General features: G+C 67.1%; 8 protein-coding genes. 4 read left to right on the top strand and 4 right to left on the bottom strand.

Annotated elements, in window-relative coordinates:
* Window positions 1-236 precede the first annotated feature (236 nt).
* The 4 genes from ACG97_RS16515 to metH form a co-directional block, all read right to left on the bottom strand.
* A complete protein-coding gene (locus ACG97_RS16515) occupies window positions 237-485 on the bottom strand; it encodes a hypothetical protein (RefSeq protein WP_156168069.1) in 249 nt (82 codons plus the stop codon).
* A gap of 188 nt (window positions 486-673) precedes the next feature.
* The gene (locus ACG97_RS16510) at window positions 674-2,170 is read right to left on the bottom strand and encodes a SulP family inorganic anion transporter (protein WP_047968483.1); all 1,497 of its coding nucleotides are present in this window, start codon (window positions 2,168-2,170) and stop codon (window positions 674-676) included.
* A gap of 188 nt (window positions 2,171-2,358) precedes the next feature.
* On the bottom strand, window positions 2,359-3,180 hold the full coding sequence (locus tag ACG97_RS16505; protein WP_047968481.1) for an ABC transporter substrate-binding protein: 822 nt from the start codon (window positions 3,178-3,180) through the stop codon (window positions 2,359-2,361).
* Window positions 3,181-3,182: 2 nt separating this feature from the next.
* Window positions 3,183-6,908: a methionine synthase gene (gene metH / locus ACG97_RS16500; RefSeq protein WP_047968480.1), complete on the bottom strand. Its 3,726-nt coding sequence runs from the start codon at window positions 6,906-6,908 to the stop codon at window positions 3,183-3,185.
* Window positions 6,909-7,032: 124 nt separating this feature from the next.
* On the opposite strand from metH, the gene ACG97_RS16495 reads away from it, so the two are divergent.
* The 4 genes from ACG97_RS16495 to ACG97_RS16480 all read left to right on the top strand — a co-directional run bounded on the left by ACG97_RS16495 (window position 7,033) and on the right by ACG97_RS16480 (window position 10,478).
* A complete protein-coding gene (locus ACG97_RS16495) occupies window positions 7,033-7,791 on the top strand; it encodes an ABC transporter substrate-binding protein (protein WP_047968479.1) in 759 nt (252 codons plus the stop codon).
* Window positions 7,772-8,554 carry an ABC transporter substrate-binding protein gene (locus ACG97_RS16490; protein ID WP_047968478.1) on the top strand — a complete coding sequence of 261 codons (783 nt, stop codon included), beginning with the start codon at window positions 7,772-7,774 and terminating at the stop codon, window positions 8,552-8,554. The genes ACG97_RS16495 and ACG97_RS16490 overlap by 20 nt, the downstream gene beginning before the upstream one ends.
* Window positions 8,551-9,147, top strand: coding sequence for a YqiA/YcfP family alpha/beta fold hydrolase (locus tag ACG97_RS16485; protein ID WP_047968477.1), 597 nt, complete (start codon window positions 8,551-8,553; stop codon window positions 9,145-9,147). The genes ACG97_RS16490 and ACG97_RS16485 overlap by 4 nt, the downstream gene beginning before the upstream one ends.
* 356 nt (window positions 9,148-9,503) lie before the next feature.
* Window positions 9,504-10,478, top strand: a complete 975-nt coding sequence (locus ACG97_RS16480; protein WP_047968476.1) for a quinone oxidoreductase — start codon at window positions 9,504-9,506, stop codon at window positions 10,476-10,478.
* Window positions 10,479-10,689: the final 211 nt, after the last annotated feature.

The raw sequence follows: 10,689 nt of genomic DNA, 5'->3' as shown, positions 1-10,689 counted from the left end.
ACGCCATCGCGGTGATCGGCGGCCTGTTCGAACAGGCCGACCCCGGCGCCGCGGCACACACGCTGGCGGCGCTGTACCACTGAGCCGCGCTTTACGCCCGGCGCTCTAAAACCGGGCGAGACGGCATTAAAAACGGCGGCGGCGGCGGCGGTGTTTATCCGAAGATCAACCCGCCTGCCGCCGCCGTTTTCACCGGGTCCCGCCTGTTCACGTGAGCGCGCGATGGTGAACCGGCGTCAGGCCACCGCGTCGATGATGCCGCCGACGAGCTGCAGACCGCTGGCCAGCGCCTCGCCGGTGGCGGAGAAGCCGCCATACAGCGCGTCGCCGCTTTCCTCGATGCCGCTGACCACGCCGGTGGCCACCTGCAACGCACCGGCGCTGATGTCGCCGACGCCGGAGGCGATCTTCACCACCCCGCTACCCACGCTGCCCAGGCCGTAGGCCACGGTGGACCCCGCTGCCGCGATGCCGGAGAGACTCATATTGCTGTCCTTTGCTGTGCTGTTGCCGCCCCTGCGGCATGACGATTTGTAGCCTAACGTCAGCGCAACTTATCCATGCTGCGGTTTTGCATCCGCCCTGTTACAAGACGGCAACATGGCGCGGCCAACGTTGGCCGCAAAAAAACCGCCACGCGGCGGCGTGGCGGTCTGGACCCGAAAAGCGCGACTCAGCCCAGCTTGTTGTCGGCGATGTGGTAGTGCGGGTCCTCGAACTGGTTGACCTCCACCATGCCCTTGGCCTTGTCCAGCAGCTCCAGGCAATCCGGGCTCAGGTGGCGCAGGTGCAGCGTCTTGCCGGCCTGCTGGTAGCGGGCCGCCAGCGCATCGATGGCCTCGACGGCGGAGTGGTCGACCACCCGCGCGCGGCGGAACTCGATCACCACGTGCTCCGGGTCGCTCTTCGGCGCGAACAGCTCGCTGAAGTTGGCCGCAGAGGCGAAGAACAGACTGCCTTCCAGCTCGTACACCTTCCAGCCCTGCGCGTCGGTGCGGGTCGTGACGCGGATGGTCTTGGCGTGCTGCCAGGCGAACACCAGCGCGGCAAACACCACGCCGCACAGCACCGCCACCGCCAGATCGGTGAGCACGGTGATCAGCGTCACGCCGACGACGATGATCGCGTCCTGGCGCGGGATCTTGCGCAACGCCTGCAGGCTGCCCCAGGCAAAAGTCTTCTGCGACACCACCAGCATCAGCCCGACCAGCGCCGCCAGCGGGATCTGCTCGATCCACGGCGCCAGGAACAGGATGAAGCCGAGCAGGAACAGCGCGGCGACGATGCCGGACAGGCGGTGGCGGGCGCCGTTATTGATGTTGATCATGCTCTGCCCGATCAGCACGCAGCCGCCCATGGTGGCGAACAGGCCGGCCACCACGTTGCCGCCGCCCTGCGCCAGCGCCTCGCGGTTGGGCTGGCCGCGGCTGTCGGTGATGTCGTCGATCAGGTTAAGTGTCAGCAGCGACTCCAGCAGGCCGATGGCGGCCAGTACCAGCGAGTACGGCAGGATGATGTAGAGCGTGTCCAGCGTCAGCGGCACCTGCGGCAGGTGGAACTGCGGCAGGCCGCCGGCGATGGAGCCCATGTCGCCGACGGTCTTGGTGTCGATGCCGAAGCCGGCCACCACGCCGGCCACGATCAGGATCGCCGCCAGCGCCGCCGGAATGGCGCGGCTCAGCCGCGGCAGCAGGTAGATGATGGCCATGGTCAGCACCGTCAGCGCCGCCATCACCGCCAGCTGCGGCGCGGCCAGCCACTGGCCGTCTTGCTTGAAATGGCCGGCCTGCGCCACCGTCATCACCAGCGCCAGGCCGTTGACGAAGCCCAGCATCACCGAGTGCGGCACCATGCGGATGAACTTGCCGAGCTTGAACACGCCGAACAGCAGCTGCAGCCCCCCCATCAGCACCACGCTGGCGTACAGGTACTCCACGCCGTGCCGGGTGACGATGGACACCATCACCACCGCCAGCGCGCCGGTGGCGCCGGAGATCATGCCCGGACGGCCGCCGAAGCTGGCGCTGATCAGGCACAGGAAAAAGGCGGCATACAGCCCGGTCAGCGGGCTGACGTGGGCGACCAGCGCGAAGGCGATCGCCTCCGGCACCAGCGCCAGCGCCACGGTGATGCCGCTGAAAAAGTCGGTCTTGATCGCCGACGGGGTCATTTTGGTCAACACGCTACTCCGCAACAGGGCGCGCGCCGGCAGGCGCACCACAGCGGGCGGCAGCGCAAGGCGGCGGCAAACTCACGACAGACAGGGGAAAGGACGCAGCGGCCGGCACACGAACCGGGCCGGCCGCGACGGGCGAAGGCGGCGATTATCCCACGCCCGCCAGCGCCTGTCGCCGGCGCTCAGCCGGCGGCCAGGGTTGGCCGCAAGGCACCGCTGCCCGGCGGCTGCGGGCGGAACAGCGGCTGGCTCTGCCCCGGCAGGCGGTAGCGCTGCGCCAGCGTCTGGTACAGCCCGGCCTGCGCCTGCTGCTGCAGCGCCTTGTTGAAGCGGTCGCGCACACGCGGGTCGCGGAAGGACAGCGCGTACTGTGTCGGCGGAAACAGCGCGTGGGTGCACAGCGCCTGGCGGTTGTTGAGCGGCACGTCCGGCTGCTGCGCGAAGTGCAGGAAGATGAACAGGTCGGAGATGACGACATCGGTGCGGCCGGTGAACAGCAGGTTGTTCAGGATGGGTTGCGGCGACGATTCGACATAATCGACGTTGGCCTTGGCCATCGCCGCGAATTCGGCACCGAGGAAGCGCTGCGCGTTGTGGAACGCCGCCACCCGGTACTGGCCCAGCTCGGCGATGTGCTTGGGCTGCAGGTGACGATGGCACAGCGTGATCGCCATGTTGCGGTAGGCGATGTAGGGCTCGGACACGAACGGGCCGTTGTTGGAGATGGCGGCATCGATGCGGCCGTCGGCCAGCGCCAGTTGTGCGCGCTGGTTGGGCAGCAGCAGTATTTTGGGCTGATAGCCGGCGGCGCGCAGCACGCTGCTCACCAGCTCGTACTCGATGCCGCGCGCCTCGTCGGCGATGATGTATGGCGGCTTGTTTTCGCCCAGCGCCACCTGCAGTACCGGCAGCGGCGACTCCACCGCCGGCGCCGGCAGCGCCAGACACAGCAGCGCCGCCGTCAGCAGCCGGCGCGGCCAACCTTGGGCCGGGTAGCGCGCCATGCTCAGGTGTTGTAGCCGAGGTTGGGCGCCAGGTCGCGCTCGGCCTGTGCCACGCTGACACCGCGGCGCAGCGCGTAGCTTTCCACCTGGTCGCGGCTGATCTTGCCGACGCCGAAGTAGCGCGAGTCCGGATGGCTGAAGTAGAAGCCGGACACCGCCGCCGTCGGCAGCATGGCGTAGCCTTCGGTCAGCGTCATGCCGATCGCCGGTGCGTCCAGCAGCTGGAACAGTTCCTTCTTCACGGTATGGTCCGGACAGGCCGGGTAGCCCGGTGCCGGGCGGATGCCGACGTACTTCTCGTCGATCAGCGCCTCGTTGTCCAGCGTCTCGTCCGCGGCGTAGCCCCAGAACTCGGTGCGCACGCGGCGGTGCATCAGCTCGGCAAAGGCCTCGGCGAAGCGGTCGGCCAGCGCCTTCAGCAGAATGGCCGAGTAGTCGTCGTTGGCGGCCTCGAAACGCGCCACGTGCGGGTCGATGCCCAGCCCGCCGGTGACGGCGAAGGCGCCGATGTAGTCGTCCACACCGCTGTCACGCGGCGCGATGAAGTCGGCCAGACACCAGTCCGGATTCCGGTTGCCATCCTTGTCGGTCTTCACCAGCTGCTGGCGCAGGCCGACCCAGGTCAGCAGCGGCGCCCGCGTTTCCGGATCGAGAATCTCGATGTCGTCATGATTGACGCTCACCGCCGGGAACAGGCCGATCACCGCGTTGGCGCTCAGCCATTTCTCGTCGATGATCTGCTTCAGCATCGCCTGCGCGTCCGCCCACAGGGCGGTGGCGGATTCGCCGACCACTTCGTCGCTGAGAATGGCGGGATAACGGCCGGCCAGCTCCCAGCTCTGGAAGAACGGCGTCCAGTCGATCACCTCGGCAATCTCGGCGAGGTCGTAATTGACGTAGCGGCGCACGCCCAGCCACTTGGGCGTCGGCGGGGTGTAGTTGGCCCAGTCGATGCGGTGGCGCTGCTCGCGCGCGGCGGCAATCGGCAGCAGCTTGGCGTCGCCGCGGCTCTCGAAGATGGCGCGGGCGCGGGCGTAGTCGTCGGACACCTCTTTGACGAAGGCATCGCGCAGGGTGTCGGACAGCAGGTTGGAACAGACGCCCACGGCGCGGCTGGCGTCCGGCACGTAGATCACCGGGCCGCTGTAGTTGGGCGCGATCTTGACCGCGGTGTGCACGCGGCTGGTGGTGGCACCGCCGATCAACAGCGGGATGTCGAAGCCCTGGCGCTGCATTTCCTTGGCCACGTGCGCCATTTCTTCCAGCGACGGGGTAATCAGCCCGGACAGGCCGATGATGTCGGCGTTGTGCTCGCGCGCGGCATCCAGAATGGTCTGGCACGGCACCATCACGCCCAGATCAATCACCTTGTAGTTGTTACAGCGCAGCACCACGCCGACGATGTTCTTGCCGATGTCGTGGACGTCGCCCTTCACCGTGGCCATGATGATCACGCCCTTGGCCGGCGCATCCTGCAGCCCCATGCGGATCTTTTCTTCCTCGATGAACGGCTCCAGGTGGGCGACGGCGGCCTTCATCACGCGCGCCGATTTCACCACCTGCGGCAGGAACATCTTGCCGGCACCGAACAGGTCGCCGACCACGTTCATGCCATCCATCAGCGGGCCTTCGATCACGTGGATCGGGCGCTCGCACTTCAGGCGCACTTCTTCAGTATCTTCGGTGATAAAGGTGGTAATGCCCTTGATCAGCGCGTGCTCCAGCCGCTTTTCCACCGGCTGCTTGCGCCAGGCGAGGTCCTCGCTCTTGGCCTCCTTGGCGTCGCCACGGAAGCTTTCCGCCAGCGTGATCAGCGCCTCGGTCACCGCCATGATGTCGTCGCCGCGCATCAGCACCACGTCCTCGATGCGCTCGCGCAGCACCGCGTCGACCTCGTCGTACACCTCCAGCGCGCCGGCGTTGACGATGCCCATGGTCATGCCGTTCTTGATGGCGTGGTACAGGAACACGGCGTGGATCGCCTCGCGCACCTTGTTGTTGCCGCGGAACGAGAACGACACGTTGGACACGCCACCGGAAATCTTGGCGTGCGGCAGGTTCTGCTTGATCCAGCCGGTGGCCTCGATGAAGTCCAGGCCGTAGCGGGCGTGTTCCTCGATACCGGTGGCCACCGCGAAGATGTTGGGGTCGAAGATGATGTCTTCCGGCGGGAAGCCGACTTCATCGACCAGGATGCGGTAGCTCTTCTCGCAGATCTCGACCTTGCGCGCGTAGGTATCGGCCTGGCCGACCTCGTCGAAGGCCATCACGATCACCGCCGCGCCGTAGCGGCGCAGCAGGCGCGCCTGCTCGATGAACTTGTCGACGCCTTCCTTCATCGAGATGGAGTTGACGATGCCCTTGCCCTGGATGCACTTCAGGCCGGCCTCGATCACGTCCCATTTCGAGCTGTCGATCATGATCGGCACGCGGCTGATGTCCGGCTCGGCGGCGATCAGGTTGAGGAAGCGCACCATCGCGGCGTGGGCGTCCAGCATGCCCTCGTCCATGTTGATGTCGATGATCTGGGCACCGTTTTCCACCTGCTGCCGCGCCACGTCCAGCGCGGTCGCGTAGTCGCCGTTGAGGATCAGCTTGGCGAAGGCCTTGGAGCCGGTGACGTTGGTGCGCTCGCCGACGTTGACGAACAGGTCCTTGTCGCCGATGTTGAACGGCTCCAGACCGGACAGCCGGCACTTCGGTTCGATCTGCGGCAGCGGCCGTGGCGGCAGGTCTTTCACTGCTTCGTAAATGGCCTTGATGTGCTCCGGCGTGGTGCCGCAACAGCCGCCGATGATGTTCACCAGCCCGGCTTCCGCCCACTCGCACACCTGCGGTGCCATGTCTTCCGGCGTCAGGTCGTAGCCGGTGGGCGCCAGCGGATTGGGCAGGCCGGCGTTGGCGTGCACCGACACGAAGGTGGCCGAGATGCGCGACATTTCTTCCACGTACGGGCGCAGCAGGTCGGGGCCCAGCGCGCAGTTCAGGCCGAAGCTCATGGCGTTGGCGTGCGACAGGCTGTTGTAGAACGCCTCGGTGGTCTGGCCGGTCAGCGTGCGGCCGGACTGGTCGGTGATGGTGCCGGACACCATGATCGGCAGCCGGGTTGTCTCCGGATGCTCGTCGAAGTACTTGTGGATCGCGAACACCGCCGCCTTGGCGTTCAACGTGTCGAAAATGGTTTCCACCAGCAGGAAGTCGGCGCCGCCCTTGACCAGACCGTCAATGGCCTCGGTGTAGGTTTCCACCAGCTCGTCGAAGGTCACGTTGCGGTAGCCGGGGTCGTTCACGTCCGGGCTGATGCTGCAGGTGCGGCTGGTGGGGCCGAGCACGCCGGCACAGAAGCGCGGCTTGTCAGGGTTGGCCGCCGTCATCGCCACGCACAGGTCTTTTACCAGCTTGGCGGCGGCGTAGTTCAGCTCCCACACCAGTTCTTCCATACCGTAGTCGGCCATCGCGATGGCGGTGGCGTTGAAGCTGTTGGTCTCGATGATGTCGGCACCGGCGTCGAGATAGGCCTGGTGGATGCCGGCAATGATCTGCGGCTGGGTCAGCACCAGCAGGTCGTTGTTGCCCTTCACGTCGCGCGGCCAGTCGGCAAAGCGCTCGCCACGGTAGTCCGCCTCTTCCAGCCGGTGGCGCTGGATCATGGTGCCCATGCCGCCGTCCAGAATCAGGATACGGCGGGCGAGCAAGTCGTAGGCGGAGTGATGGGCAATTTTTGACATGGCAAAGGCGACTTTTTTAAGTAAAACTATGTAGATGCGGGGCCGGTTATCTTAACATTGCGCACGCGGCTGCGAGATCGAATCCTTAGATCGAGCATTTATAACCATCTGGCTGGTGCTTCATATGAAAACCCCACTTCTGGTGCTAACCATTGTCGCTACCGGCCTGCTGGCCAGCACGGCCCAGGCCGCGCCGGCGCTGCGCATCGGCGTCGCCGACTCCGACTCCGCCCCGATCGTGGTACTGGCCGGCAGCCAGCTGGTCGGCGGGCTGTCGAAGGAGCTGGGCGAAGAGCTGGGGCGCACACTGAAGGCACCGGTGGAGTTCATCGTGGTGTCGCGCAAGCGGGTGGAGATGTCGATCGACAACGGCAGCATCGACATCGTGTGCAACACCAATCCGGCGTGGTATGTCGGCGCCTCGCGCGTCGGCTGGACGCGCGAGTTCTACCCGCAGATCGAACGGGTGATGTCGCTGAAGCCGCACCCGCGCACCATCGACAGCGTCGACGAGCTGGCCGGCCAGCGCATCGGCGTCATCGGCGGCTACCACTACACCACGGTGGAGCCGCTGTGGCAGGGCCAGCGTGCCACCCGCGTCAACCAGCCACGGCTGCCGCTGTTGATGCGCGCGCTGCAGACCGGCATGGTCGACGTGGTGATCAATTCCGAGCTGGAGATGAGCGCCTGGGCGCGCGCCAACCCGGCGCAGGCGGCCAACCTGCGGCTGCACCCGCTGGTGGTGTCGGTGATGCCGACGCGCTGCGCGGTGTCGCCGGGCAGCCGCTACAGCGAGAGCCGGCTCGACCAGGCCATCGGCGAGATGGAACAAAACGGCAGCATCCGGCGTATCCTTGACCGCTATGAATGGAAAAACCGCTAAACGTTGGCCGCAACGGCTGGCCGGCGCACTGTGCCTGCTGGCCGTGACCCTGCCTGCCGCCGCCGACGACGACCACACCCTCACCGTCGGCGTCACCGAGAACGACGCCGCGCCGTCGATGATCTTTTCCTACAGCCCGCAGCCGCAGCTGGACGGCGGGTTGTGGAAGGACCTGCTGGACAGCATCGCCCACCAGCTCGGCCAGCGCGTGCAGTACCTGCCGCTGGCGCGCAAGCGCATGGACAGCTACCTGCAGGGCGGCCAGATCGACATGGTGTGCAACACCAACCCGGCGTGGTGGGAGGCGCCGGAACGCTTCCACTGGTCGCTGCCGCTGTCCGAGCAGGTGGAACGCTTCGTGTCGCCGCTGACGCTGCACGAACGCATCACCTCGCTGAGCCAGCTCAACGGCCGCCGCATCGGCACCGTGATCGGCTACCACTACCCGGCGCTGGCGCACGCCTTTGCCCACGGCGCGCAGCGCATCGACCAGCAGCAGGGCAACCTGCAACTGCGCGCCGCCGCCAGCGGCGTGGTCGATGTCGCGGTGGTCGACGAGCTGAGCTTTGCCTGGTGGCTGAAAAACAACCTGCGCGAGGCGCACCAGGTACAGCTGCAGCCGCTGGTGCTGTCGCGCATGCCGCTCAGCTGCGCACTGTCGCGCCGCTCGCACCTGGCGCCGGCCAGCCTCAACCACGCGATCCGCACCCTGCAGCAGCAGGGCGTGCTGGCCGCCCGCCTCAAGCCCTACCAGGTGCCATGAGCCAGCGTTACCTGTACCTGCACGGCTTCCAGTCCGGCCCGCAATCGCTGAAGGCGCGCGAGACCGCCGCCTGGCTGCAGCAGCACCCGGCCGCCGGCCAGCTGCTGTGTCCGCAGCTGTCGCCGTATCCGGCGCAGGCGATGCAGCAGCTGCAGTTGCTGATCGCGCAGCAGCAGCCGACGGCGCTGATCGGCAGCTCGCTGGGCGGCTTTTACGCCACCGCGCTCGCCGAGCAACACCGGCTGCCGGCGGTACTGATCAACCCGGCGATCTGGCCGGAGCGCGAGTTGCAGCACTTCCTCGGCCCGCTGCACAACCCGTACACCGGCGAGCACTACCGCCTCGGCCGCGAGCACATGCAGCAGCTGGTGGCGATGCGGCCAGCGCGGCTGACGCCGGCGCGCTACTACCTGCTGCTGGGCACGGCCGACGCGGTGCTGGACTGGCGCGAGGCGGTGCGCCACTACGCCGGCGCCAGCCAGCTGGTACAGAGCGGTGACGACCACCGCCTGCAGGCGTGGCCGCAGCTGCTGCCCGGCGTGGCGCGCTTTGTCGACGACTACTACCGCCGCCAGGCGCCGGCCGCCGGCTAAGCGCGTGTTCCCGATCTCGCGCGCACACGCGAGGCAAGGCGAAAACCGGGGGCGCAGCGTTTAGAACCGCTAACAAAACCCCTGATCCTGCGTTGCGCCTCCTTGCCGTACGACTTGTACTGTCTGCGTCGGCGCGCCTTGGCTCAGGTGCTCTGCGAGGTTTTGTTAGCGGCTCTTAGCTGGAGATAAACCCGCAGCCGAAGCCGTTTTCAACGCGGTATCGCCCCATCGGGATCCCTCATCAGGATTAAGTGCAGCAGATCGTGCACAGGCTCTGGCGAACACTGTGTTCCCCCGCGCCACGCGCGCTTTGCGGCACACTGCCGCTGTTACCGACCCCACGCTCCGGAGGCCCCATGAACCTGACCATCCGCCTGTCGCACTGCGGCGGCCCCGATGTCCTGCGCGCCGAACAGGCCGCCATCCCCGCACCGGCCGCCGGTGAAGTGCTGCTGCGCCACACCGCCATCGGCGTCAACTTCATCGACACCTACTACCGCAGCGGGCTGTATCCGCTGCCGCTGCCGTCCGGGCTGGGTTCCGAGGCCGCCGGCGTGGTGGCGGCGGTCGGCGACGGCGTCAGCCACCTGCAGGTCGGCGACCGCGTCGCCTACGCCGGTGGCGCACAGGGCGCCTACAGCCAGTACCGCACGCTGCCGGCGGCGCTGCTGGTGAAGCTGCCGGACGACATCGCCGACGACACCGCCGCCTGCGTGATGCTGCAGGGCATGACCGTGGAGTACCTGATCCGCCGCACCTACGCGGTGGAAGCCGGCCAGACCGTGCTGTGGCACGCCGCCGCCGGCGGCGTCGGCCAGATCGCGGTGCAGTGGCTCAGCTCACTGGGCGTCAACGTGATCGGCACCGTCGGCAGCGCCGACAAGGCCGCCATCGCGCTGCGGCTGGGCTGCAAGCAGGTAATCAACTACCGCGAGGAAGACGTGGTGGCGCGGGTGCGCGAGCTGACCGGCGGCCGCGGCGTGCCGGTGGTGTACGACTCGGTGGGCAAGGATACCTTCGAGATGTCGCTGGATAGCCTCGCGCCGCGCGGCATGCTGGTCAGCTTCGGCAACGCCTCCGGCGCGGTGCCGCCGTTCGCGCCGCTGCTGCTGTCGCAGAAGGGCTCGCTGTTCTTCACCCGCCCCAAGCTGGGCGACTACGTGGCCACCCGCGCCGAGCTGGAAACCAGCGCCGAGGCACTGTTCGAACGTATCCGCGCCGGCGCGGTGAAGGTGCAGCCGTCGGCGCGCTACGCGCTGGCCGACGCGACGCAGGCACACGCCGACCTGGAAGCGCGGCGCACGACCGGCTCCCTCATCCTGCTGCCCTGAGAACCTGTTCACGATCTGCTGCGCTTAGTGAAACGTTACACGGTGAGTACGGCTTCGGCATGCTGGTTTATCTCCAGCTAAACGCCGCGCCCCTCGGTTTTCGCCTTGTCTCGCGTGAGCGCGCGAGATCGTGAACACGTTCTGAGCGCGACGCTTCCGGACGACAAAAAGGTTGGCCGCATCGCTGCGGCCAACCTTTTCCTTGTGTCAC

The organism is Vogesella sp. EB (assembly GCF_001037925.1).
Classification (GTDB): domain Bacteria; phylum Pseudomonadota; class Gammaproteobacteria; order Burkholderiales; family Chromobacteriaceae; genus Vogesella; species Vogesella indigofera.
Note: the sequence above shows the minus strand (reverse complement) of the source record. Positions and strands in the feature narration are given on the sequence as shown.

What these genes read in the sequence shown, in the direction of transcription:
- ACG97_RS16515 (WP_156168069.1), bottom strand. Translation starts at nt 485, where the DNA reads ATGAGTCTCTCCGGCATCGCGGCAGCGGGGTCCACCGTGGCCTACGGC.
- ACG97_RS16510 (WP_047968483.1), bottom strand. Translation starts at nt 2,170, where the DNA reads ATGACCCCGTCGGCGATCAAGACCGACTTTTTCAGCGGCATCACCGTG.
- ACG97_RS16505 (WP_047968481.1), bottom strand. Translation starts at nt 3,180, where the DNA reads ATGGCGCGCTACCCGGCCCAAGGTTGGCCGCGCCGGCTGCTGACGGCG.
- metH (WP_047968480.1), bottom strand. Translation starts at nt 6,908, where the DNA reads ATGTCAAAAATTGCCCATCACTCCGCCTACGACTTGCTCGCCCGCCGT.
- ACG97_RS16495 (WP_047968479.1), top strand. Translation starts at nt 7,033, where the DNA reads ATGAAAACCCCACTTCTGGTGCTAACCATTGTCGCTACCGGCCTGCTG.
- ACG97_RS16490 (WP_047968478.1), top strand. Translation starts at nt 7,772, where the DNA reads ATGAATGGAAAAACCGCTAAACGTTGGCCGCAACGGCTGGCCGGCGCA.
- ACG97_RS16485 (WP_047968477.1), top strand. Translation starts at nt 8,551, where the DNA reads ATGAGCCAGCGTTACCTGTACCTGCACGGCTTCCAGTCCGGCCCGCAA.
- ACG97_RS16480 (WP_047968476.1), top strand. Translation starts at nt 9,504, where the DNA reads ATGAACCTGACCATCCGCCTGTCGCACTGCGGCGGCCCCGATGTCCTG.